The 23378-nt window shown below is 71.2% G+C and carries 19 protein-coding genes; 5 read left to right on the forward strand and 14 right to left on the reverse strand.

Features of this window, described 5'->3' with window-relative positions; translation table 11 throughout:
• Positions 1–34 precede the first annotated feature (34 nt).
• Complete coding sequence (locus AB0N07_RS23290; protein WP_365837978.1) at positions 35–1333, forward strand: protein kinase; 1299 nt, start codon at positions 35–37, stop codon at positions 1331–1333.
• A 9-nt stretch (positions 1334–1342) separates the two neighbouring features.
• Here AB0N07_RS23290 and AB0N07_RS23295 read toward each other — a convergent pair whose 3' ends face one another.
• Complete coding sequence (locus AB0N07_RS23295) at positions 1343–2206, reverse strand: DNA-formamidopyrimidine glycosylase family protein (RefSeq protein ID WP_365837980.1); 864 nt, start codon at positions 2204–2206, stop codon at positions 1343–1345.
• Between the two features lie 56 nt (positions 2207–2262).
• A complete protein-coding gene (locus tag AB0N07_RS23300) occupies positions 2263–4365 on the reverse strand; it encodes a SpoIIE family protein phosphatase (RefSeq protein ID WP_365837982.1) in 2103 nt (700 codons plus the stop codon).
• Between the two features lie 229 nt (positions 4366–4594).
• Here AB0N07_RS23300 and AB0N07_RS23305 point away from each other — a divergent pair, with 229 nt between their 5' ends.
• A complete protein-coding gene (locus tag AB0N07_RS23305; protein WP_365837984.1) occupies positions 4595–6019 on the forward strand; it encodes a lipase maturation factor family protein in 1425 nt (474 codons plus the stop codon).
• A 158-nt stretch (positions 6020–6177) separates the two neighbouring features.
• Entirely contained in the window at positions 6178–6687 is a 510-nt protein-coding gene (locus tag AB0N07_RS23310; protein WP_365837986.1) for a hypothetical protein, read from the forward strand.
• Here the strand turns inward: AB0N07_RS23310 and AB0N07_RS23315 are convergent.
• Genes AB0N07_RS23315 through AB0N07_RS23350 form a run of 8 tightly spaced genes read right to left on the reverse strand, consistent with a single transcriptional unit; the run spans position 6650 to position 14517 of the window.
• A complete protein-coding gene (locus AB0N07_RS23315; protein ID WP_365837988.1) occupies positions 6650–7483 on the reverse strand; it encodes an amidohydrolase family protein in 834 nt (277 codons plus the stop codon). The two genes, AB0N07_RS23310 and AB0N07_RS23315, sit on opposite strands and share 38 nt — an antisense overlap.
• Positions 7480–7794, reverse strand: coding sequence for an L-rhamnose mutarotase (locus AB0N07_RS23320; protein WP_365837990.1), 315 nt, complete (start codon positions 7792–7794; stop codon positions 7480–7482). The genes AB0N07_RS23315 and AB0N07_RS23320 overlap by 4 nt, the downstream gene beginning before the upstream one ends.
• Entirely contained in the window at positions 7791–8777 is a 987-nt protein-coding gene (locus tag AB0N07_RS23325; protein ID WP_365837992.1) for an aldo/keto reductase, read from the reverse strand. Before AB0N07_RS23325 ends, AB0N07_RS23320 begins: the two co-directional genes overlap by 4 nt.
• The gene (locus AB0N07_RS23330) at positions 8774–9529 is read right to left on the reverse strand and encodes an SDR family oxidoreductase (RefSeq protein WP_365837994.1); all 756 of its coding nucleotides are present in this window, start codon (positions 9527–9529) and stop codon (positions 8774–8776) included. The genes AB0N07_RS23325 and AB0N07_RS23330 overlap by 4 nt, the downstream gene beginning before the upstream one ends.
• Positions 9526–10878 carry an L-fuconate dehydratase gene (locus AB0N07_RS23335; protein WP_365837996.1) on the reverse strand — a complete coding sequence of 451 codons (1353 nt, stop codon included), beginning with the start codon at positions 10876–10878 and terminating at the stop codon, positions 9526–9528. Before AB0N07_RS23335 ends, AB0N07_RS23330 begins: the two co-directional genes overlap by 4 nt.
• A 33-nt stretch (positions 10879–10911) precedes the next feature.
• Entirely contained in the window at positions 10912–11937 is a 1026-nt protein-coding gene (locus tag AB0N07_RS23340) for an ABC transporter permease (RefSeq protein WP_365837998.1), read from the reverse strand.
• Complete coding sequence (locus tag AB0N07_RS23345) at positions 11930–13447, reverse strand: sugar ABC transporter ATP-binding protein (protein ID WP_365838000.1); 1518 nt, start codon at positions 13445–13447, stop codon at positions 11930–11932. The genes AB0N07_RS23340 and AB0N07_RS23345 overlap by 8 nt, the downstream gene beginning before the upstream one ends.
• Positions 13444–14517, reverse strand: coding sequence for a sugar ABC transporter substrate-binding protein (locus tag AB0N07_RS23350; RefSeq protein WP_365838002.1), 1074 nt, complete (start codon positions 14515–14517; stop codon positions 13444–13446). The genes AB0N07_RS23345 and AB0N07_RS23350 overlap by 4 nt, the downstream gene beginning before the upstream one ends.
• A 164-nt stretch (positions 14518–14681) precedes the next feature.
• On the opposite strand from AB0N07_RS23350, the gene AB0N07_RS23355 reads away from it, so the two are divergent.
• Together AB0N07_RS23355 and AB0N07_RS23360 are read left to right on the forward strand one after the other, a co-directional pair.
• Positions 14682–15410: a FadR/GntR family transcriptional regulator gene (locus AB0N07_RS23355; protein ID WP_365838004.1), complete on the forward strand. Its 729-nt coding sequence runs from the start codon at positions 14682–14684 to the stop codon at positions 15408–15410.
• A gap of 54 nt (positions 15411–15464) precedes the next feature.
• Entirely contained in the window at positions 15465–16379 is a 915-nt protein-coding gene (locus AB0N07_RS23360; RefSeq protein WP_365838006.1) for an LLM class flavin-dependent oxidoreductase, read from the forward strand.
• Between the two features lie 36 nt (positions 16380–16415).
• Here the strand turns inward: AB0N07_RS23360 and AB0N07_RS23365 are convergent, their stop codons facing one another.
• The 4 genes from AB0N07_RS23365 to AB0N07_RS23380 form a co-directional block, all read right to left on the reverse strand.
• Positions 16416–16883, reverse strand: a complete 468-nt coding sequence (locus tag AB0N07_RS23365; RefSeq protein WP_365838008.1) for a DUF4231 domain-containing protein — start codon at positions 16881–16883, stop codon at positions 16416–16418.
• A gap of 91 nt (positions 16884–16974) precedes the next feature.
• Positions 16975–19995 (reverse strand): glycoside hydrolase family 38 C-terminal domain-containing protein, encoded by a 3021-nt coding sequence (locus AB0N07_RS23370; RefSeq protein WP_365838010.1) that lies wholly within the window; start codon positions 19993–19995, stop codon positions 16975–16977.
• 44 nt (positions 19996–20039) lie between these two features.
• The gene (locus tag AB0N07_RS23375) at positions 20040–22103 is read right to left on the reverse strand and encodes an endo-beta-N-acetylglucosaminidase (protein WP_365838012.1); all 2064 of its coding nucleotides are present in this window, start codon (positions 22101–22103) and stop codon (positions 20040–20042) included.
• Positions 22100–23356 (reverse strand): glycosyl hydrolase, encoded by a 1257-nt coding sequence (locus AB0N07_RS23380; RefSeq protein ID WP_365838014.1) that lies wholly within the window; start codon positions 23354–23356, stop codon positions 22100–22102. The genes AB0N07_RS23375 and AB0N07_RS23380 overlap by 4 nt, the downstream gene beginning before the upstream one ends.
• Between the last annotated feature and the right edge of the window lie 22 nt (positions 23357–23378).

Consider the following 23378-nt stretch of genomic DNA (forward strand, 5'->3'; position numbering starts at 1 on the left):
CACCCCCGCCCGACGCTGCGCTGTAGGAGTGGCGATGCCGGAATTCGGGATGGGTGTGCACGTGCTGCTGGCGGACCGCTATCAGCTGGAGGAACTGCTGGGCAGCGGCGCGATGGGCGAGGTGTGGCGCGCGGCCGACCGGGTCCTGGGCCGACCGGTGGCGATCAAACTGCTGAAGGCGGCGGGCACCACCGACATCGAGCGGTTCCGCATGGAGGCGCAGACCACGGCCCGCCTCAACCATCCGCATGTGGTGGGCGTGTACGACTTCGGCTCCGACCACGGCCGGCTCCATCTGGTGATGGAACTCGTGGACGGCTGGACCCTGGCCCGGGAGAGGTCCCGGCGCGGCCGCCTGGCAGCACGGGAAGCGGCCGCCATCGCCGCGCAGGTGGCGCAGGGGCTGTCCGCCGCGCACCGCCAGGGAGTGATCCACCGGGACATCAAGCCCGCCAACATCTTGCTGACCACCGACCGCACCGTGAAGATCACGGATTTCGGCATCGCCCGCTTCACCGATGACGGCGCCGGCACCGCGACCGCCACCGGAAAGATCCTCGGCACCGCCGACTACCTGGCTCCCGAGCGGGCCCTGGGGCGTTCCGCGCAGCCCGCCTCCGACGTCTACTCGCTCGGCTGCGTGCTGTACGAGCTGCTCACCGGCCGCCCGCCGTTCAGCGGCACGACCTCGCTCGCCGTGGTGCAGCAGCATGTCGACACCGCCCCGCCGCCGCCCCACCGGTTGAGCGCCGCCATACCCCGGCCGCTGTCCGACCATGTGCTGCGCCTGCTGGCCAAGGACCCCGCTCAGCGGCCGAGCGCGGAGGAGGCGGCCGAGTATCTGGACGCGCAGGAATGGGAAGCGGACCCGGCCGAATCTGCAGAACCGACGGAGCCGCTCGACCCAGTGGACGCGGACAGGGCTCTCAGCCCGTCGGCCGTCACGTCTCCACCGCCGCTCCAGGCCGGCGCCCCCGCAACGCATTCCCGTCCCCACAACCGCCGAAGGCAGGCGTCCAAGGCTCTGCTGGGCGGCGCGGCAGTCGCCCTGTTCGCCGCGACCACGGCCCTCGGGGCCGCGCTGAACTCCGACGGCGACAGCCCTGCCCCGACCGTCTCGCCGAGGCCTGCGCCGACTCGGACACCTTCCCCGCACCCGACGGCCGTCACATCGCGACCCGCGGGCGAGACCGCCGAGGACCCCGCCGCGCCGCCGTCCGCCGTCCCGTCCACCAGGCCGGCTCCGCCGACGAACCACAGGGACGGGCAGCACGGCGGGAAGGACAAGCACGGGAAGGACAAGTCGAAGGGCCGGAAGGGGCCGGCCGGCTGACCCGCGCGGCTACTTCAGCAGCCGCGACATCCTCCGGTCCGCGAGCGGTCTGCCACCCGTCTGGCAGGTCGGGCAGTACTGGAGCGAGGAGTCGCTGAAGGAGACCTCACGGATGGTGTCGCCGCACACCGGGCAGGGCTCGCCGGTGCGGCCGTGTACGCGCAGACCGCTCTTCTTCTCCGCCTTCAGACGGCCGGCCGCCACGCCCCGCGAGCGCTCGACCGCCTCGGTGAGCGTGCTGCGCAGGGCCTGGTAGAGGCGGGCGGTGTCCTCGGGGGTGAGGGTCGCGGCCAGTTTGAAGGGGGACATCTTCGCCGCGTGCAGGATCTCGTCGCTGTAGGCGTTGCCCACGCCGGCGACCAGACTCTGGTCGCGCAGGGCGCCCTTGAGCCGGCGGCGCTCGGGCCCGAGGAGGGCGGCGAGACGGCTTTCGTCGAAGTCGTCGGCGAGCGGGTCGGGGCCCAGGCGTGCGACGCCCGGGACCTCCTGGGGGTCGTGGACGACGTAGACAGCGAGGCGTTTCTGGGTGCCCGCCTCGGTGAGGTCGAAGCCCTCGCCGGTCTCCAGGGCCACGCGCAGGGCGAGGGGGCCCTTGCCGGGGCGGGGCGGGCCGTCCGGGAGCCGGTCCTTCCAGTGCAGCCAGCCCGCGCGGGCCAGGTGGGTGACGAAATGCGGGCCGCCGTCGGTCTCCAGGTCGAGGAACTTGCCGTGCCGGTGCACGGCGGTGACCTCACGGCCCTCGACGGCGGTGAGGGGCGGTTCGTACGTCTTGAGGACGCTGATCGCGACGGGCAGCACCCGCACGATCTCGTGACCCACCAGGTGCTCGGTGAGGAAGTCCTTGAGCGCTTCGACCTCGGGGAGTTCCGGCATACGTCCAGAGTGCCACCCGGCACCGGCAGTGGCGGGCGGGAGCGGTCGTGGCGGGTTCAGTCGCCTTCGGTCCGGTCGCCTTCGGGGACCATGAACTCGCACCACACGCATTTGCCGCCGCCGCGTGCCTCCACCCCCCACACGTCCGTCAGCAGGTCGACCAGGAGCAGGCCGCGCCCGGACACCCCCGACTCCCCCGCCTCACGGCGGCGCGGCAGGGCGCTGGAGGAGTCCTCGACCTCGACGCGCAGCCGCCGCTCGCTGCCGCCGAGGACCCGGAGGGTGACGATCGCGGATCCCTCGGTGTGCATCAGCGCGTTGGTGATCATTTCGTCGGCGACCAGCTCGATCTCGTCGGCACGCTCCTTGGCTCCCCAGGCGCGCACCGCGGCCCGGATCATGTGCCGGGCCTCGGTCAGGGCCTCGGGGTCGCCGGGGGCCACGTGCTGCTGGAGCCGGCCGCCGGAGCGCTGGGCCTCCAGGCCGCGGCGGCGCAGCAGGAGCAGGGCCACGTCGTCGTCGCCGCCGCGTTCCTCGGCCACGGAGATGAGACAGTCCGCGAGATCCCGTACGTCGTCCGGGCCGCTGGTGATGAGGGCGGTCAGGGTGCGCATGCCGTCGTCTAGGTCTGCGCCGGGCTGTTCGACCAGGCCGTCGGTGCACAGCAGGAGGGTGTGGCCGGGGTCGAGTTCGAGGATGCCGACCGGGTACTCGAGGCGCCCGAACTCGGCGGACAGACCGAGCGGCAGTCCGCCCGGCAGGGAGATGCGGCGGCAGCTGCCGTCGGCGTCGCGGACCAGCGGGTCGATGTGGCCGGCCCGGACGACTTGGACCACGCCGGTGGCCAGGTCGGCCTCCGCGTACAGGCAGGTCGCGAAGCGGTCGGTGTCGAGTTCGTGGAGGAAGACGGAGGCGCGGGCCATCACGGTCGCGGGTGTGTGGCCCTCGGCGGCGTAGGCGCGCAGCACGATGCGCAGCTGGCCCATGACGGCGGCCGCGTGTGTGTCATGGCCCTGGACGTCGCCGATGACGGCGCCGACCCGACCGCCGGGCAGCGGGATCAGGTCGTACCAGTCGCCGCCGATGTCGCGGCCCAGCGAGCCCGCGGTGGAACCGGAGCGGTAGCGGACGGCGACATCGGCGCCGCGGACGCTGGGAATGGTGCGCGGCAGCATGGCCTGCTGGAGGCCGGTGGCGAGGTCCTTCTCCTGCTCGTAGAACATGGCGCGCTGCATGCTCTGCGCGATGCTGCTGCCGAGGGCGAGCAGAACGTTGCGCTCCTCGGGCGAGAAGCCGCGCCGGTCGCTGTAGAGCAGGCCCATGGCGCCGATCGGCCGGGCCTGGACGATCAGCGGGAGATAGGCGGCCGCCGTGATGTCCAGGCCGGTGAGGTGCGGCCACAGCACGGGGTAGCCCTCGGCGAACTCCTCCGGCGACTCGATGAAGCGGGGAGCGAGGGTCCGTACGACCTCGCTCATCGGGTACGGCTCGTCGATGCGGGTGAGGTCGGTGCCGGGGACGAAGCTGCCCGCGGGACCCTCGGCTATCAGCCGGATGCGACCGGCCTCGACCAGGCCCATGACCAGGCTGGTGGCGCCGAGGTGGGTGAGGCCGTGGGTGTCCTTGAGGACGTCGATGACGTCCTGGACGGTACGGGCGTGCGCGAGGGCGGCCGTGGTGAGCTGGACGACGTTGGTCTGCTCGCGCCGCGCCGCGTCCTCGGCTGCCTCCTCGCGGCGGTCCCGGCTCTCGCTCAGCTCCTGGGTCGCGTCCCGGACGATGCCGATGATCCGGCGCGGGCGGCCCGTCTCGTCGCGCCGTATGTAGCCCTGGGTGTGGGTCCAGCGCAGGGTGCCGTCGCGGCAGCGGATGCGGAAGTAGGTGCCGTAGTTCTCGCTGCCGTCCTTCAGTGCCTGGGCGACCAGGCCGTCGATCCGGTAGGCCTCGGCCCTGGGGACCCGGACGGCGAGCGTCTCGGGGTGGTCGTCGTATTCGTCGGGGCGCAGGTCGAAGACCTCGTGGGCCTGGGCGTCCATGTGGAACAGACCGGTGTCCAGGTCCCAGTCGAAGCTGCCCATGCGGTTGAGCGCCAGGATCGGATCCGGGTGGGCGGGCCAGTCGTCCGGGAGAGACAGGGCGCTCACGCCCCGATCAACCATGGGCCCACCTTGCCAGGGTTCCCCCGATTCTTCGACCGGGAAGCAGCGACGATTTCCCGGCTCTTTGGTAGCCACCGGTGCTCGGCCGTCGAAACCGTTCCTCCCGCCTCGCTTCAGGCAACACGTCACTATGGTCTGCGTCGCTCACTCGGGTTACGCAAGCGGAAGATGGACATACGGAGAGTGACATGGGGTTCGGCGCGACAATGGAGTGGAGGAGCGCACGGCCGTGGAGTGGTTCATCGCACCCGAGTACTGGTGGAGCCGGCTGGTCTTCCAGCGGGCTCTGGCCGGGCTGTACCTCGTGGCGTTCCTGACGGCGGCCCTGCAGTTCCGTGCGTTGATCGGCGAGCGGGGCATGCTGCCGGTCCCCCGCTTCGTCGGCCGGGTGCGCTTTCGGCAGGCGCCCAGCCTGTTCCAACTCCACTACTCCGACCGCTTCTTCGCCGCCTGCGCCTGGACGGGCTGCGCGGTCTCGGCGGCGCTGATCGCCGGACTGGACTCCCGGCTCCCGCTCTGGGCTGGAATGTTGCTGTGGCTGGTTCCCTGGGCGCTGTATCTCTCGATCGTCAACGTCGGCCAGACCTGGTACGCCTTCGGCTGGGAGTCGCTGCTGCTGGAGGTGGGCTTCCTGGCGGTCTTCCTCGGCAATGACGAGGTGGCGCCGCCGATCGTGGTCCTCTTCCTGCTGCGCTGGATCCTGTTCCGGGTGGAGTTCGGCGCGGGCCTGATCAAGATGCGTGGCGACGCGTGCTGGCGGAAGCTGACCTGCCTGTACTACCACCACGAGACCCAGCCGATGCCGGGCCCCCTGAGCTGGTTCTTCCACCACCTCCCCCGGCCCCTGCACCGCATCGAGGTGGCCGCCAACCACGTCACCCAACTCGTCGTCCCGATCCTCTTGTTCACCCCTCAGCCGGTCGCCACGGCCGCCGCCTCGCTGATGACCGTCACCCAGCTGTGGCTGGTCCTGTCGGGCAACTTCGCCTGGCTGAACTGGATCACCATCGTCCTCGCCGTCTCCGCCCTGAAGCTCCCGGGCGGCCCGCCGTCCGCCGTGCCCGGCGCACCGCTCTGGTACGAGGTCGTGGTCCTCGCGGTCGCTGCGCTGCTCCTCGGGCTCAGCTACCACCCGGTCACGAACATGACCTCCCGCCGCCAGATCATGAACCGCTCCTTCGACCCCCTCCACCTGGTCAACACCTACGGCGCGTTCGGCAGCGTCAGCCGCATCCGCTACGAGGTGGTCGTCGAGGGCACGGACGATGCCGTACCGCACGAGGACTCGGACTGGCGGGAGTACGAGTTCAAGGGCAAGCCGGGCGATCCACGGCACTGGCCGCGCCAGTTCGCGCCGTACCATCTGCGCCTGGACTGGCTGATGTGGTTCGCCGCGCTCTCGCCCTCGTACGCCGGTGCATGGTTCGGCGCCCTGGTGGAACGCCTCCTGGAGAACGACCGCGACACACTGCGCCTGCTGCGCCGCTCCCCGTTCCCGCCGGACGCCCCGCCCCGCTACATCCGGGCCCGCCTCTTCCGCTACGAGTACACGAGCTGGCGGGAGCTGCGGGAGACGGGTGCGTGCTGGGAGCGGACGTATGTGCGGGAGTATCTGCCGCCCACGCGGCTGGCGGGGGTCGCTCAGAGATCCTGAGTGGGGGGATTGCGTCCCCACCGTTCACCCGGACGGCCTGCGCGGGCTGCCGCCGACAGCTTGTCGGCCGGGCGATCGCGCAGGCCGGTGGTACGGCGACCCCGCGAAGGAGGTGCTCGCCCCGTGCAGGAGTACGCCGCAGGTCAGGTGGGGGTGCGATGGCCCTTCCGGAAGGCTCCTCGAAGTCGACGGGCGGGCCTTCGGGCCGGCGGCCGATGGGCTGCCCCGGCACCTCGTGCGCGGAGGGCACTTCCCTGCTGGGTGTGACGACGGCATCGGGCCGCCCGGCCTGTCTGCCCGATCCGGTGGTCGTCGACCGCGCTCTCGCCGATCGTCTGCAGGCCTCCGGGCGGCCCGAGAGCCGCTACCGGTTCACCGGGCCGTGCAGGGAGGAAGGGTGCGCGCAGTGGACCGGCCGGCGGTGCGGTGTCGTCGACCACATCCTTGACGATCCACCGGACCCGGGCCACGGTCCACGGCACCCGGAGACCTCGATCGGCGGGGCCCTGCCGGTCTGCGGCATCCGCACCGACTACCGCTGGTTCGCGCAGCGCGGCCGCGTGCCGGGTCTGTCCCACGGTCGTCGCCGATGTCGGCGGCAGCGCCACCTACCCGTTCCGCCCGTCCTGATCAGAGTCCGTAAACGCGGGTGGCGGTTCCCCCGATGATCTCGATGCGGTCCTTCTCGGCAAGTCGGGCGGTCAACTCCTCTGCGGCGGAGAGCACTTCGCCGTACGTCGCCCTCTCCGTGCACACCGGCCAGTCCGAGCCGAACATCAGACGGGTGGGGCCGAAGGCCTCCAGGGCGGTGTCGGTGTACGGGCGGAGGTCGTCGACGGTCCATGAGTCGGGGGCGGCCTCGGTGACCAGGCCGGAGAGTTTGGCGGTCGTGTTGGGCAGGGCGGCGAGGGCGTGGAGGTAGGTCGCCCAGGGTTTCAGAGCGCCGGAGGCGATGGGGGGCTTGCCCAAGTGGTCGAGGACGAAGGTGAGCTGGGGGAGGGCGGTGGCCGCCTTGGTGCATGCCGGCAGTTGGTGCGGGAGGACGACGAGGTCGTAGACCAGGCCCGCGTCGGCCACGGCCGCCAGGCCTCTGCGTACGTCCGGGCGCAGCAGCCACTCGGGGTCGGGTTCGGCCTGGACCTGGTGGCGGATGCCCTTGAGGCAGTGGCCACCGGGGAGTTCGCGCAGGCGGGAGAGTTCGTCGGTGATGTCCGGGCGGGTGAGGTCGGTCCAGCCGACCACACCCGCGACCAGGTCGTGGGCGGCGGCCAGGGCCAGGAACTCCGGGGTCTCCTCCGGCACGGTGACCGTCTGGACGAGGACCGTGCGGTCGACTCCGGCCGCCCGCGCCTCGGGGGTGAGGTCGGCCAGGGTGAAGTTCCGGCGGAGCGGGCTGAGTTCGGGGATCCAGTCCTGGTCGCGGACGGAGAGGTCCCACACGTGGTGGTGGGCGTCCACCGTCATGGCAGCTGCCAGACCACGGGAAGACCGGCGGCCGCACCCTGGTCCGAGTAGTCGTGCACCACGTCCAGCAGCTGCGCCATGCGGGCCTGCCAGGCGATGTTGACCGGGAGTCTCTCCAGTTCGGCGAGGAGACGGGCGTAGTCCTCGCACTCCAGGACGTGGAAGAGGTCGGTGCGGCTGCGCCAGATCGTCCACGAGGTGGCTCCGGCCGCGCGGATCGCGTCCGTGAGTTCCTTCGGGACCTCGCGGTGGGCGGCCTCGTACTCGGCGATGCGGTCCGCGCGGACCTTGGTGTGCAGGGCGACTCTCATGAGGTTTCCTCGGCGGGCACGGGGGCTTCGGGCGGCAGGAGCCGTTCGGCGCGCAGCTGCTGCCAGAAGGCGGCCAGAGGGGGCGCCGCGAACTGCTCGGCGCAGTCGCGGACCTCCGCGGCCGAGCGGGCACCCACGAGCACGCTCGCGACCGCCGGGTGGGCGGCGCAGAAGGCGAGGGCGGCGGCGCGCAGCGTGGTGCCGTGCCGGTCGGCGACCGCCTTCAGGTGCAGGGCTCGGTCCAGCAACTCCGTCGGCGCGGCCGCGTAGTTGTAGGTCGCACCGGGCTTGGGGTCGGCAAGCAGACCGGAGTTGAAGGCGCCGCCGATGACCACCGACGTGCCGCGTTCCTGCGCCGCGGGCAGGAGTTCGGTGAGCGCCGGCTGCTCCAGGAGCGTGTAGCGGCCGGCGCACAGCACGACGTCGACGTCGGTGTCACGGACGAAGCGGGTGAGCATCTCGGCCTGGTTCATGCCCGCGCCGATGGCGCCCACCACGCCTTCCGAGCGCAGCTTCTCCAGCGCCGGGTAGCCCTCGTGGAAGGCCTGTTCGGCGTGGTCGTCGGGATCGTGGAGGTAGACGACGTCGACGCGGTCGAGGCCGAGCCGTTCCAGGCTGGCCTCGAGGCTGCGGCGTACGCCGTCGGCGCTGAAGTCCCACACGCGCCGGTGGGTGGCGGGCACGGCGAAGCCGTCGGCCATGTCGTCGCCGCCCTCGCCGGAGGGCTCCAGGCGGCGGCCGGCCTTGGTGGAGATCGTGTAGGCGGTACGGGGGTGTGCGCGCAGGGCGGCGCCGAGGCGGCGTTCGGACAGGCCGAGGCCGTAGTGCGGGGCGGTGTCGAAGTAGCGGATGCCTTGCTGCCAGGCCGCGTCCACCGCCTCGTACGCCTGTTCCTCGCCGACCTCGGTGTAGAGGTTGCCGATGACGGCTCCGCCGAAGGCCAGCGCGCTGACCTCGACGGCACTGCTGCCGAGCCGGTTCACTGGCCCACCGGCCTCAGACGCAGGCCCTGCATGCCGCCGTCCACGGCGAGCGAGGTGCCGGTGGTGGCGCCGGACAGGGGGCTCGCCAAGTAGGCGATGGCGCCGGCGACTTCGGCCGCGGAGACGAGGCGGCCGGTGGGCTGGCGGGCCTCCAGCGCGGCGCGCTCGGCGACGGGGTCCTCGGCCGCGTCCAGCAGACGGCCGACCCACGGGGTGTCCGCCGTGCCGGGGTTGACGCAGTTGACGCGGATGCCCTCGCGGACGTGGTCGGCGGCCATGGCGAGCGTCAGCGAGTACACGGCACCCTTGCTCGCGCAGTACAGGGCCCGCTGCGGCAGACCCGCGGTGGCGCCGATGGAGCAGGTGTTGACGATCGCCGCGTGCTGCGAGCGGCGCAGATGGGGCAGGGCGGCGCGGGCGACGCGGACCATGCCGACCACGTTGGTGTCGAGGACGCGGTGCCATTCGGCGTCGTCGTTGTCCTCGATGGTGCCCAGCGCGCCCACGCCCGCGTTGTTGATCACGATGTCGAGGCCGCCGAGCTCGGCGACCGCGGCGGCCACCGCATCCCGTACCGACGCGTCGTCGCTGACGTCGGCCCGGAAGCCGAGCAGCGGTTTGTCGATCGACGCCGGGTCGAGGTCGAGGACGGCGACCTGGGCGCCGCGGGCGGCGAGGAGTTCCGCCGTCGCCCGGCCGATGCCGGAGGCCCCACCCGTGACCAGGGCCTTCAGCCCCTCGAAGTCGCTCATGCCGCCCGTCCTTCTTTCTTCTCGTCGAGGTCGGCGGCCCAGAAGGTACCGCCGGGGAAGGTGTACCGCGCGATGGACTCCGGGCGCATGGCCGCCGAGAAACCGGGCGCGGAGGGTGCCGTGTAGTGACCCTCGCGGATCACCACCGGATGGAGGAAGTGGTCGTGCAGATGGTCGACGTACTCGATGACCCGGTCCTCGGTGGTGTCTGAGACCGCCACGTAGTCGAACATCGACAGGTGCTGGACGAGTTCGCACAGGCCGACGCCGCCCGCGTGCGGGCACACCGGCACCCCGAACTTGGCTGCGAGCAGCAGGATCGCCAGGTTCTCGTTGACGCCGCCGACGCGGGCCGCGTCGATCTGCAGGACGTCGAGCGCGCCGGCCTGGAGGAGCTGTTTGAAGATGATCCGGTTCTGGACATGCTCGCCGGTCGCCACCTTGACGGGCGCCACCGCGGTGCGGATGGCCGCGTGGCCGAGGATGTCGTCGGGGCTGGTGGGCTCCTCGATCCAGTACGGGTCGAACTCGGCGAGGGCCTTGGTCCAGCGGATCGCCTCGTCGACGTTCCAGCGCTGGTTGGCGTCGATGGCCATGCGGATGCCGGGGCCGATCACCGAGCGGGCGACCCGGCAGCGGCGTACGTCGTCGTCGAGGTCCGCCCCCACCTTGAGCTTGATCTGGGTGAATCCGTCGGCGACCGCCTGGGCGGCGAGCCGGGTGAGCTTCTCGTCGCTGTAGCCGAGCCAGCCGGCGGAGGTGGTGTAGGCGGGGTAGCCGCGCTCCAGCAGCCGGTCGGTGCGCTCTTCGGAGCCCGCGCGGCCCCGGCGCAGGATCTCCAGCGCCTCCTCGGGGGTGAGCGCGTCCGTGAGGTACCGGAAGTCGATCTGGGCGACCAGCCACTCGGGATCGGCCTCGGCGAGCAGCCGCCACAGCGGCTTGTCGGAGCGCTTGGCCGCCAGGTCCCACACGGCGTTGACGACCGCGCCGATCGCCATGTGCATCACTCCCTTCTCGGGCCCCAGCCAGCGCAGCTGGCTGTCCCCGATCAGGTCGCGGTAGACGGCTCCCGGGTCGGCACACACCTCGTCGACGTTCCGTCCCACCACGTGGTGGCGCAGCGCTTGGATCGCGGCGACCTGGACATCGTTGCCACGCCCGATGGTGAAGGTGAATCCGTGCCCCTCCGGCTCGTCCTCGCGGTCGGTGCGCAGCACCACGTACGCGGCCGAGTAGTCGGGGTCCGGGTTCATCGCGTCGGAGCCGTCGAGCTCGCGCGAGGTCGGGAACCGGATGTCGTAGGTGTCGACCGCGGTGATGCGGCAGGAGGGGCCGGGCGTCGGGGACACGGAGGGCCTTTCGGTCGGGGGCAGGGGCGGGTGTCAGTCCTGGGCGCGGCCCGTGGTGAGGCGGGCGAGGATGAGTGCGAGCAGGATGATTCCGCCGTAGATGGCGTCGATCCAGAACGACGGCACCTGGGCCATGGTCAGCATGGTCTTGACCACACCCAGCAGGAGTACGCCGGTCAGGGCGCCGAACATGGTGCCCTTGCCGCCGTCGAGGCTGATCCCGCCGATCACGGCGGCGGCGAACACCGTGAAGATCATGTTCTGGCCCTGGTTGGCGCCGATGGCACCGACGTAGCCGGTGTACATCAGACCGCCGATCGAGGCGAGGACACCGGCGACGGCATAGACGCCGAGCCGGACCCGGTCGACGCGGATGCCGGCGGCGCGGGCCGCCTCCAGGTTGCCGCCGATCGCGTACAACGAACGGCCCACCCGGTGGTATTTGAGCACCAGCCCGGCGATCGCGAAGGCGGCGGCGGCCACCCACACGGAGATCGGGATGCGCAGGAACGTGGTGGTGGCCAGCGAGAAGAACGCATCGGGCATGCCGAACAGCGTCTTGCCCTTCGTGGCACCGACCAGCAGCCCGCGCAGGATGATCAGCATGGCGAGGGTGACGATGAACGCGTTCAGCTTCACCTTCACGACGAGGATGCCGTTGAACGCACCGATGGCCGCGCCGACCAGGGGGATGGCCAACAGGGCCAGTCCGGCGGGGAGTTCGGTGCCCCAGCCGGCCTCGGCGGCCGGCAGCACCAGGAGCGCCGCCACCGCCGGCGCGATGCCGACCACCGACTCCAGCGACAGGTCGAACTTGCCGGTGATGAGGACAAGCGACTCGGCCAGCACCACCATCGCCAGCGACGCCGACGAGGCCAGGATGGAGATCAGGGTGGCCTCGGTGAAGAAGGAGTCGTTCAGGAGGGCGCCGAGCAGAAGCAGCAGCAACAGCGCGGGTACCAGGGCGAGTTCGCGGGCGCGGCGCAGCAGGACCGCCCTCGCCGCCCGGGCGTCGGGCATGCTCACCGGCTTCACCGGCGGAGCCTTGGTGTCAGCCATGGTCCACTCCTTCGATGGAGGCGATCAGCTCATGGTCGCGCCAGCCCGCCGGATGCTCAGCGACGACGCGGCCGTGGAAGAGGACGAGGACGCGGTCGCAGCGCCGCAGGTCGTCGAGTTCGTCGGAGACGACCAGGACCGCGGTGCCGTCCTCGCGGGCGCTGTCCACGCGGGCCAGCAGTGACTCCTTGGACTTCACGTCGACGCCCGCGGTGGGGTTGATCAGGACGAGCAACCGCGGGTCGGAGGCGAGGGCGCGGGCCATGACGACCTTCTGCGCATTGCCGCCGGACAGGTCGGAGACGGGCTGCTCGGGGCCCTCGGTGTGGATGTCGAGGCGGTCGATCAGCTCGGCGGCGAAGCCGCGTCTGCGGTCGGTTCCGATGAACCCCAGGCGGCCGAGCCGGTCCAGGACGCTCATGGTGGCGTTGTCGCCGATGGTCATGCCGGCGACGAGGCCCTGGTCGTGCCGGTCGCGCGGAACACAGCCGACGCCGGCCTTCAGGGCGGCCCGCACCGAGCCGAACTGCAGCCGTTCACCGTCCAGTCGGGCGCTTCCGCCGGTGGGTGTACGCAGGCCGGCGATGGCCTCCGCCAGCTCGATCTTGCCGCTGGCGCTGGATCCGGCGAGTCCGACGACCTCGCCGCGCCGCACGGTCAGGTCGACGTCCTCGTACGCGTCCGAGGTGAGCCCGCGGGCCTCCAGCAGAACCGGCGCGTGCTCGTCGACGAGCCTTTCCTGTACGGCCTGTTCGGCGATCGTCTCGATGGACTCCCCCGCCATGGCCTCGATCAGCGCCGCCCTCGGCAGGTCGGCGACGGGGGCCGTGGTGATCCAGCGGGCGTCGCGCAGCACGGTCACCGTCTGACAGACCTCGTACACCTCCTGGAGGTGGTGCGAGATGAACAGGAACGTGACACCGGAGTCCTGGAGCGCGCGCATACGGCTGAAGAGCCGCTCGATCTCGCGCTTGTCCAGCTGGGCGGTCGGCTCGTCGAGGACGATGAAGCGGGCGCCGAAGCTGAGCGCCCGGGCGATCTCCACCATCTGGCGGTCCTCGACCTTGAGGTCGGCGGTGCGCACCTCGGGGTCGACCTGCACGTCCCAGGTGTCGAGGAGGGCGGCCGCCTCGCTCTTCAGCCGGCGCCAGCTGATGAAGCCGCGGTGCAGGGGCTGCCGGTTGATGAAGAGGTTCTCGGCGACCGTCAACTCGGGTACGACCGTGGGGTGTTGGTAGACGCAGGCCACCTTGCGGCGCCAGGCGTCCCGGTCGGTGAGCGGGGGTGCGGGTTCGCCGTCGAAGCGGACCGTGCCCTCGTCGGGCGCCTGGAGTCCGGTGAGGACGTTGACCAGGGTCGATTTTCCCGCGCCGTTGCGGCCGACGAGGGCGTGGGACTCGCCGGACAGCACGGTGAGCCGGCCGTCCGCGAGGGCGGTGGTGGGGCCGTAGCGCTTGACGATGCCCCGGGCCTCGACGAGGGGCACGGGCGGGCTGTCCTGGACGCTCACTTGACCGTGTTCCCCCACAGCTTGGGGTCGTCCACGTTGTCCTTCGTCACCAGCGGCGCGGGCAGCTGGTCCTCGAGGATGCCGCTGGGCAGCTTGACGATCGTCGAGTCGTGGTCGGTCGGGCCCGGCTTGAAGGTCTTCCCCTCCATCGCCGCCTTGATGTAGTACATGCCGTACTTGGCGTAGGCGTCGGCGGGCTGGGAGACGGTCGCGTCGATCTCGCCCTTGCGGATGGCGTCGAACTCCTGCGGGATGCCGTCGTTGGAGACGATGGTGATGTGGCCCGCGGTGCCGGCCTTCTTCAGCAGGCCCTTGGCCTTGAGGGTCTGCAGGGTGGGCGCCAGGTAGACGCCTCCGGCCTGCATGTATATGCCCTTGATGTCGGGGTTGGCGTTGAGCAGGGTGCCCAGCTGGGAGGCGGCCGTGTCGGACTCCCACTTGGCGGGGATCTCAAGGACCTTGAGCCTGGGGTACTTCTTCTTCACGCAGTCGCGGAAGGCCTGGGAGCGGTCCCGGCCGTTGACCGAGGCGAGATCGCCCATGATCTGCACGACCTTGCCGCTGGTGACATGCTGCCCGAGGTAGTCGCAGGCCTTGGTGCCGTAGGCGACGTTGTCGGCACGCACCACCATGGCGACCTTGCCCTTGTCGGGCGCGACGTCGACCGCGACGACCGGCACGCCCTTGCGGTCGGCCTGGTCGAGGCCGGCCTCGATGGCGGCGCTGTCCAGCGGGGCGACGACCAGGCCCTTCACGCCCTGGTTGAGCTGGTTGTTGATGTCGGTGATCTGCTGCGAGGGGTCGCTGTTGGAGTTGACCGTCTTGAGCGCGTCCACGCCTTCGGACTTCGCCATCTTCGGCACGTAGTCGTTGTACGACTGCCAGAACGGCGAGGTCAGCAGGGGCAGGATCACCCCGACCTTGCCGGTGCCGCCTCCTCCGGCGCTCCCGGAGCCCCCGGTGTCCTTGGTACTGCCGCACGCGGCGAGCGCGAGCGAGGCGCCCGCGGCCGCGGCCATCACACCGACCATTCGAAACCTGTTCCGCTTCCCCACTGTCCTGCCGGGCATCTGGCGGCTCCTCGTTGAGGGTGTTCGAGCAGATGCCCGCATATTTATCAGACCACTTCCACGGAAGAACACCCTCCGACACCTGTTTTTCGCGACTCCTGACGGTATTGGTCGGACCACCTCCGCGGTTAGACTGCGGCGCACCGGGTGACAGGAGGAACGGCGTGGACGAGACCGCCCCGCAGAAGGGCACGGTGACGCAGCGCGCCATCGAGCGGATCAAGGCGATGATCGGCGAGGGCCGTCTGGAGCCCGGCCAGCGGCTGCCCACCGAACGTGATCTCGCCGCCCAGCTGGGCATCTCCCGCAGCTCGATGCGTGAGGCGATCCGTGCGCTCACGGTGCTCGGAGTACTGGAGGCCCGGCACGGCTCCGGCATCTACGTCACCCAGCTGGAGGCCGGCGACCTGCTGGAGACGTTCGGGGTGGTCGCCGACCTGTCCCGGGGCCCGCGCCTGGTGGAGCTCCTGGAGGTCCGCCGCATCCTGGAGTCGACGGCGACCGCGCTGGCGGCCGCCCGCATCACGCCCGACCAGCTGGCCGAGGTGGAGAAGCACCTGACGGCGATGAACGCCACCGACGACCCCGAGGTGATCCTCGCCCACGACCTCGCCTTCCACCGCGAGATCGCGGCCGCCGCGGGCAACGACACCATGGCGGCCATCCTGGAGGGCCTGTCCTCCCGCACCTTCCGCGCCCGCGTGTGGCGCGGCTACCAGGAGGAAGGCGCCTTCGCCCGCACCCGGCGGGAGCACGCGGCCATCTACCGGGCGCTGGTGGCCCACGACCCGGAAGCGGCACGGGCGGCTGCGGCCGCGCATGTCGGCGAGGTGGAGGAGTGGCTGCGGGCGCAGCTCGGAGGTCAGGCACGACCGTTGGCCTCGCCGTCCTGACGGCGTCCTGCCGGACGGGCCGCGTTCGGCTCCGGTCGTCGATACGTTGGAGTCATGCGATTTGCCATCTCCATCCCTCAGTTCTATCGAGACGGACAGTTCGATCCGGGAGCCTTCCGCGCATACTTCGCGAAGGCCGAGGACCTCGGATACCACAGCGCATGGGCGCAGGACCCGCTCTTGGGGGCCGGGTCGGTGCTGTCGCCCATGGAAGCCATGACCTACGCCGCCGCATGCACGACCCGGCTACGGCTGGGCACCACGGTGTTCGTCAGTACGCTGTACCAGCCCGTGCACTTCGCCAAGGCGCTGGCGACCATCGACCAGATGAGCGGCGGCCGACTGGAGGTGGGCGTCGGCTCCGGCGGCCCGCACCGGCCGTTCACCGCGTTCGGCATGGACAAGGCACGGTACCTGGCCCGGTTCACCGAGGGCATCGCCCTCACCAAGGCCCTGTGGACGCAGCCGAGCGTCACCTTCGACGGCGAGTTCTGGCAGCTGGCGGACGCCGTGCTGGAGCCGAAGCCGCTTCAGAAGCCGCATCCTCCGCTGTGGTTCGGCGGATCAAGCGAGCCGGCGCTTCGGCGTGCGGTGCGGCTGGGCAACGGGTTCTTCGGCGCGGGGTCGTCGACCACGGCCGCGTTCAGGGAGCAGGTCGCGTTCGTCACGGCGGCGGCGGCCAAGGCGGGCAGGACGGACTTCTCGATCGCGAAACGGGTCTACATCGACATCGATGCGGACGCCGGGCTCGCGCGTGAGCGGGTCAACGCCGGTCTGGCCCGCGTCTACGGCCGGCGCATTCCCGGCATCGAGGCCGCGGCGATCGCCGGCACGCCGGACGACTGCGTGGCCGCCGTCCGCGAGGTGATCGACGCCGGCGCGGGTCTCGTCCTGTTCACACCGATCGGCGACCCCACCGCCCTCGCGGACCGCATTGCCGCCGAGGTGATCCCGGCACTGTCGGTCTGACCTCCACCGGACCCCAGTGCGCGCAAGCTGCCGCGTTCAGCCGCTCGCCGCGGGCAGCGAGGCATTGGCGCGCTGCCCCTGCGTCTCGGCCCACTCCCGCAGCTCGCTGTTGCCCACCTCCTCGATCGCCGTCTGCAGGGCGGCCCGCGCCGCCGCATCGCGTTCCGCCGGCGGCAGCAGCAGATAGCGGTCGACGGCTCGCCGCAGGGCCTCGTGGGACTGCCCGCCGGCGATCCAGCGTGCGCCGGGGTTGAACAGCTGCCGCACGCCGGTGAAGAAGACGGCGCCGCCCGCGATCAGGGCCGTCAGCCAGGCCGGGGCATGCAGCCCGGCCGCCACGACCGTCGCCGACGTGGAGGCGAGCGCGCCCAGTTCCGTGGCGTGGTGCAGCCGTCTGGCCCGATCGCGGGTACGCCCGTAGAACGCCAGGTCCTGCCGCGCGAGGGCCAGTACCGGGTCCGGCTCCGCGGACCAGTCCGGGTCGGTGACCGTGCTTCGTCTCATCGGCACATCATCGGGGGCGCACGCACGCGGAGGAAAGGCCGGCCGGGCGGCAACCCGGCCGGCAGCACACCGATCCCGTCGCCGGGCCGCCTCAGACCCGCCGGAACCGCAAGGTCACCAGCTGGAAGGGGCGCAGCCGCACACCGACCCTGTCTCCCTCCCGCTGCTCGATCGCCGTCTGCGGCACCGGACGTTCCAGCAGATCCGTCTCCGTCACGCCCGCCACCTCGAATCCGGCCGTGAGCGTGGCCCGGGCGCGTCCCCCGTGGGCCTCGTGGAAACGGACCACCACGTCGCCGCTGCCGTCGTCGGCCAGCTTGACGGCGGTGACCACGACCGCCTCGTGATCGACTGTCACCAACGGGGCGACCTGCGCCGCCCCGTCGATCCGCCGCTCCCGCACATTGATCCGCCACCCTTCGCGCACCGCGTCCCCGATCGCCGCCCCCGGCACCAGCGCATGCCGGAAACGGTGCAGGCCCTGGTCGGTCTCCGGGTCCGGGAAACGCGGGGCACGCAGCAGCGACACCCGGACCGTGGTGGTCGTACCGCGGTCGCCGTCGGTGCGGACCGTGCGGGTCACGTCATGGCCGTACGTCGAGTCGTTGACGACGGCGACACCCCAGCCGGGCTCCTCGAAGTGGACGAAGCGGTGGTTGCAGGCCTCGAACTTGGCCGCCTCCCAGGAGGTGTTGGTGTGCGTGGGCCGGTGGAAGTGCCCGAACTGGGTCTCCGACGCATACCGCTCGGCGTGCACGTCGAGCGGGAAGGCCAGCTTGAGGAACTTCTCCGTCTCGTGCCAGTCCACCTCCGTGTCGAGCACCAACCGCCGCTCCCCCGGCGGCAGCGTCAGCACCTGCGTGACGTGGGACGCGCCGAAGGACCGCACGATCCGCACCGACGCGCCGTCCTCACCGGCGACCACCTCGTCCGCCTCCGTGAGATCGGTGACAGTGTTGCGGTAGAACTCGTCCACGTCCCAGGCGTCCCACATGTTCGGGAAGTCGGGATGGAGCTGGAGGAGGTTCGCGGCGCCGCCCGGGGCGATCGTCTCCCGGTCGGCCGTGATGTCGTAGGCCGACACGAGGAGGCCTTGCGCGTCGATCTCGCAGCGCAGCAGGCCGTTGTCGAGGACGAATCCACCGGCCGGGCGCGGAGTCGGGCTCGTCCTGCCCTCGGTGACCGCCGGGCCCGCACCGCCCGCCGGGATGCCGTGCCGGGCGTGCGGCGCCGAGTTGAAGACGAGCGGCGCGGATCCCCCACCGGCCAGGACGCGTTGGGCCGCAGAAATGATCGCGTCCAGTTCGGCCGCCACGCGTTCGTACGTCGCCCGCGCCTCCCGGTGCACCCACGCGATCGACGACCCCGGCAGGATGTCGTGGAACTGGTGCAGCAGCACCGTCTTCCAGACACGGTCCAACTCCTCGTACGGGTAAGGCGATCCGGTGCGTACGGCGGCCGTGGCGGCCCAGAGTTCGGCCTCGCGCAGGAGGTGTTCGCTGCGCCGGTTGCCCTGCTTGGTCCTCGCCTGGCTGGTGAGGGTGGCACGGTGGAGTTCGAGGTAGAGCTCGCCGACCCAGACGGGCGGTTCGGTGTACTCGGCCTCGGCCTTCTCGAAGAACTCCTGCGGGGTCTCCCATACGACCCGCGCCGAGCCCTCCAGGTCCCGCAGCCGCGCCGCCTTCGCGACCATCTCGCGGGTGGTGCCGCCACCTCCGTCGCCCCAGCCGGTCGGGGCGAGGGAGTGCCGGGCGACTCCCTTGTCCTTGAAGTTGCTTGCCGCGTGGGCGATCTCGCTGCCCTTCATGGAACAGTTGTAGGTGTCCACGGGCGGGAAGTGCGTGAAGATCCGAGTGCCGTCGATGCCCTCCCAACGGAAGGTGTGGTGCGGAAACTTGTTCGTCTGCGACCAGGAGATCTTCTGCGTCAGCAGCCACTTGGAACCGGCGGCCCTGATGATCTGCGGGAGCCCGGCGGCGAAGCCGAAGGTGTCGGGAAGCCAGGCCTCGTCGTTCTCGATGCCGAACTCGTCGAGGAAGAACCGCTTGCCGTGCACGAACTGGCGGGCCATCGCCTCCGAGCCGGGCATGTTGGTGTCCGACTCCACCCACATCCCGCCGGCCGGCACGAACCGCCCGTCCGCCACCGCCTTCTTCACCCGCGCCCACACCTCGGGCCGGTGCTCCTTCACCCACGCCCACTGCTGGGCCTGCGACATGGCGAACACGAAGTCGGGCTCGTCCTCCAGAAGCGCCGTCATGTTGGAGGTCGTACGGGCGACCTTGCGGACCGTCTCGCGCAGCGGCCACAGCCACGCCGAGTCGATGTGCGCATGACCGACTGCGCTGATGCGATGGGCGGAGGGGGCGGCGGATGGGGACAGGACGTCGGCCAGGCGTGAACGGGCCTGCCCCGCCGTGCCGTTGACGTCCTGCAGGTCGATCGCGTCGAGTGACCGCTCCACCGCGCGCAGGATCTCCCAGCGCCGCGCCGACTCCACCGGCAGCTCGGCCATCAGCTCGCCGAGCACCTCCAGGTCGATCACCAGCTGCCACACCGTCTCGTCGAAGACGGCGAGGTCCATACGGGTGAGGGTGTACTGCGGTTCGCTGCCTGCCGTCTCCTTGTCGCCCAACTGCGTGGGCAAGAACGGGTGGTAGTCGAGGATGACGGGGTTGGAGGCCGCCTCGACGTGCAGGCGCACCTCCTCGCCGCCCTCGACCGGGGCGCCGATCCGCACCCACTGGTTGCACGGGTTGAGGCCCTTCACCGGGGTGCCGTCGGGCCGGTACACCAGACCCTCGCACTGGAATCCGGGCATGTTCTCGTCGAAGCCGAGGTCGAGGATCGCCTCGACGGTCCTGCCGGCCCACGCCTCGGGCACCGTTCCCGTGACACGGAACCAGCTGGTGCCCCACGGAGCACCCCACCGGGCGCCGACCGCGATCGGCTCGGGCTCGGCCGCCAGCCCCTCGGCGACCGGCACCGGCTCGCCGGGGGCGTGCCACACCGCCACCTCCAGCGGCACGGTCTCGGGATACACGGCGGGGCGGATGCGCTCCTCGAGGACGCGCTTGAGACGGGCTTCGACCAGGCTGCGGTCGTCATGCATGCGGGGTGCTCCGTAGGTCTTCCGGGGCTTCCGGTGGCGGATGGTTACCAGGTGTGGGTCACGGTGACGGGGGCCGACGTGGTGTACAGCTCCCCTACTGCGCGCAGCTCCAACCGGGCCGCCTGCTCTCCCTGTTCGGGCTGCAGGCCGCCGAGGAAGTAGGCGCGCTGGCCGGTGGCCCCGAGAAAGCGCCGGGTGCCGTCGGGCAGGAGGCGGTGCAGCATGTAGTGGCGTACCGCGCCCGGGGCGGGGTTCCAGGCCAGGAGCAGGTTGCCGCCGGAGGCCGCGGTTATCCGCAGCGCGGAGGGGGCGGCGGGCGTGTCGACCGTGTCGCGCACCGCCAGCCCACCGAGTCGCCACTGCACCGGGCCGTCGGTGGCGGTGAGGCGCACACCGATCGCATGGAGCGTTCCGGAGAGGCCTGCGAGCGGGACGGTCACGGTCGCCCAGCCGTTGACCGACTTCACAGCCGCAGACCTGTCCTCGCCACGCCTCCTGTTGACCGAGTTCACAGGCAGATAGCTGTACGGCGGTGTCACACCCGGAGCGCTCGGCTCGGCCGTCGCCACGGCGAGCTCGACGTTCACAGCACCCGTGTCGGTGCGGTGCGTCAGCTCGACAACCGTGTCAACAGTGATCGGGAGCCGTGTCGCGTACAACTCCACGGTCGTCGGTGCGTCCAGTTCACCGTCCACCAGCACGCTGTTGCCGCCACGCCACGCATCCGCGAAGTCGAACGAGACAACAGGACGCTCCCCCTCCGTGCGCGCCACCCACCGCCGCGAGGGCAGCCGGTCCTGCAGCCCGAGGTGATTCCACGGCGTGTCCGAGGTGACCTCCCCGTCCTCGTACCACCGCAGCCCGTGCCCGGTGTTGAACACGCTCGCGAACGGCACGGCGGACACCGGCGACCGGTCCGCGACCGACACCGCGGGCGCCCGCCACGGGTCGGAGGCGTCAGGCTGCGACGGATCGAGCGAACGGCCGGTCCAGAACCGGTCGTCGGCGGCGTGGAAGTCGGCCGGGGTCCGGGAGGCGGGCAGGTGGTTGCGGGTCCACTCGGGCCGGTAGAAGCCGATCGAGGTGACGTGCGCCTTGGTCGTCGGCACGATGGCGTCCCAGCTCACGCTCGTGTTCGACCCGTTGGACTCGACGTCGACCCCCGCCCACAACTCATAGCGGCTGCGGCCGAGTTGCTGTGCCTTCTGTCCGGACGACGCCAACGTGCCAGCACTCCACCGGAAGTCGACGAACATGTCGTCGGCAGCCTGGAAGAACGCCTGGTTCTGGCTGTCGAGCGCCCCCTGCCAGCTCACCGTGCCGTTCACGGTCATCGCGTCGTACCAGGTCACCCGCTGCCCACGGGCGGCGGCGAGCGACTTCAGCTCCGTGACGAAGCCGAGCACGGCGGCGCCGAGCGCGGCATTCCCGCCACCGGTCTCGGCGTTGACGAACCACCCGTCGAACCCGTAGGCAGCCGCGACGGCGACGAGTTGGGCGGCGAGCGGGTAGTGCCCGGCGGAGTCCTTCTGCACGAGGTCCCGCGTCCACTGCAACTGCCCGCCATAGGCGGTGGGCGGCAGGAAGATGTTGCCGAGCACCGGGACCCCGTGCCGGTGCGCCGCGTCCACGATCGGTGCGTTCGGGGCGAGGATCAGCCCTTCACCGGACGAGCCGCCCCAGAACACCAACTCGTCGACGTAGGCCCAGTGTGTGAGCGCGTAGTAGTCGGCGGTGGCCGAACCCTGCGACGGGTTGCCGGACGTCGGCCCGAACGACACCAGCGACTGGATGCGGGCCTGCCCTGAGCGGGCGGTGCTGTTCGCCGGCGTCGGGGTGAAGCGGGGGGCCGGCGGCACGGACGCGGTGTTGAACGCGAGGTCGGTGTCGTCGGCGGCGCGCCAGGCCTTCAGGCTGCGCCAGGTGATGCCGGTACCAGGGCTGCCGGCGGGCAGGGAGTCCGGATACCAGTAGGAGGCGTACGGCGGGGTCGCGGTGGCGTCGGCCTTCGAGGCCCGCGATGCGTTCGGTACGGCGAAGGCGGGCGACGGCGGCATCAGTGCGGCCGCGGCGCCGGCGAGCAGGACGGTGCGTCTGGTGGGTTTCACGAGCTGGTTCCTCCTGGTGGGGTGCGGAGTACCTGTTCGGGAGTGACGACTTCGGTGATGCCGCGTGCGGCGAGGTGGTCCTTGTCGTCCGCGCGGGTGTCCAGGACGGTCGTGGGGCGGGCACCGTCGGCGGTCAGCCGGAAGAAGGCGTCGAAGACCGGCCCGCCGGGGGCGCAGAGCGAGCGTGTGGCCGGGTCGGCCGGGACGACGAGCGCGGTGCTGCGGGACGCGGGAGGCGTGTGCTCGCGTGCTGCCGCCTGCGCCAGCGCCCGCGCCGTGTCCTTGGGCCGCCTGTCGTTCGTCAACAGGCCCAGCCCGTATTCGAGTTCGGGGAAGTCCGCGAGGTCCCGGGACACGTCGTGCGAGCACCACCAGGTGATGCCCCACAGGTCGGGGCAGTCCAGGGCGCCTGCGACGGTGGCCTCGGCGAAGGCGGCGGCGTGCTCGGGTGGGATGACGGGCGCGGGTGCGCCCACTTCCTGGAGCCAGACGGGGCGACCCGGGTCCTCGGCCCACGCCTTGCTCAGTTCGACGAGGTACGCAGCGTGGTGTTCCGTGGGGCCGGACGTACGGCCGTGCCGTTGGGCCGTGCCGTTGAAGACCCAGGAGTGTACGGCGGTGACGGCGCCGTGGCGGGCGGCCTGGGCCGGCGTGAAGGGCATGTCGTCCTGGTACCAGGTGGCGTCGTACTCGGCGTGCAGGTGCAGCTTGCCGGGGGCGCCCTGCTCGCAGGCGGCGAGCATGCGCGCGAGCCACGCGTCGATCTCGTCGGAGGTGGCTCGGTCCGGATCGGGATGCGGTCCCGCCGAGAACTGGTTGACCTCGTTGCCGAGGGTCATGCCGAGGAAGTTCGGCCGGCCGGCGAGGGCGGCGGCGAGGGTGCGCAGATAGGTGGCCTGGCCGTCGAGCACGTCCGGGTCGGTGAACAGGTTCCGCCGGTGCCAGGTGCGGGTCCAGGCGGGCAGGAAGTCGAAGCTGCTCAGGTGCCCTTGCAGACCGTCCACGTTGACGTCGAGCCCGCGCTCGGCCGCCGCGTCGACCAGTGCGACGAGCTGCTCGACGGCGCGGGGACGGACGAGCGTGCGATTGGGCTGGAAGTACGGCCACAGCGGGAAGACCCGGATGTGGTCCAGGCCGAGCGCGGCGATGGAGTCGATGTCGGCCCGCACGGAGTCGAGGTCGAAGTCGAGCCAGTGGTGGAACCACCCTTCGCTGGGGGTATAGTTGACGCCGAAGCGCACGGCAGCAGGCATGCGGAAGTCCTTGAACTCGATG

The organism is Streptomyces sp. NPDC051172 (assembly GCF_040682555.1).
Classification (GTDB): Bacteria; Actinomycetota; Actinomycetes; order Streptomycetales; family Streptomycetaceae; genus Streptomyces.

What these genes read in the sequence shown, in the direction of transcription:
- AB0N07_RS23350 (WP_365838002.1), bottom strand. Translation starts at nt 14,517, where the DNA reads ATGCCCGGCAGGACAGTGGGGAAGCGGAACAGGTTTCGAATGGTCGGT.
- AB0N07_RS23310 (WP_365837986.1), top strand. Translation starts at nt 6,178, where the DNA reads ATGGCCCTTCCGGAAGGCTCCTCGAAGTCGACGGGCGGGCCTTCGGGC.
- AB0N07_RS23370 (WP_365838010.1), bottom strand. Translation starts at nt 19,995, where the DNA reads ATGCATGACGACCGCAGCCTGGTCGAAGCCCGTCTCAAGCGCGTCCTC.
- AB0N07_RS23365 (WP_365838008.1), bottom strand. Translation starts at nt 16,883, where the DNA reads ATGAGACGAAGCACGGTCACCGACCCGGACTGGTCCGCGGAGCCGGAC.
- AB0N07_RS23340 (WP_365837998.1), bottom strand. Translation starts at nt 11,937, where the DNA reads ATGGCTGACACCAAGGCTCCGCCGGTGAAGCCGGTGAGCATGCCCGAC.
- AB0N07_RS23360 (WP_365838006.1), top strand. Translation starts at nt 15,465, where the DNA reads ATGCGATTTGCCATCTCCATCCCTCAGTTCTATCGAGACGGACAGTTC.
- AB0N07_RS23330 (WP_365837994.1), bottom strand. Translation starts at nt 9,529, where the DNA reads ATGAGCGACTTCGAGGGGCTGAAGGCCCTGGTCACGGGTGGGGCCTCC.
- AB0N07_RS23380 (WP_365838014.1), bottom strand. Translation starts at nt 23,356, where the DNA reads ATGCCTGCTGCCGTGCGCTTCGGCGTCAACTATACCCCCAGCGAAGGG.
- AB0N07_RS23320 (WP_365837990.1), bottom strand. Translation starts at nt 7,794, where the DNA reads ATGAGAGTCGCCCTGCACACCAAGGTCCGCGCGGACCGCATCGCCGAG.
- AB0N07_RS23300 (WP_365837982.1), bottom strand. Translation starts at nt 4,365, where the DNA reads ATGGTTGATCGGGGCGTGAGCGCCCTGTCTCTCCCGGACGACTGGCCC.
- AB0N07_RS23290 (WP_365837978.1), top strand. Translation starts at nt 35, where the DNA reads ATGCCGGAATTCGGGATGGGTGTGCACGTGCTGCTGGCGGACCGCTAT.
- AB0N07_RS23295 (WP_365837980.1), bottom strand. Translation starts at nt 2,206, where the DNA reads ATGCCGGAACTCCCCGAGGTCGAAGCGCTCAAGGACTTCCTCACCGAG.
- AB0N07_RS23315 (WP_365837988.1), bottom strand. Translation starts at nt 7,483, where the DNA reads ATGACGGTGGACGCCCACCACCACGTGTGGGACCTCTCCGTCCGCGAC.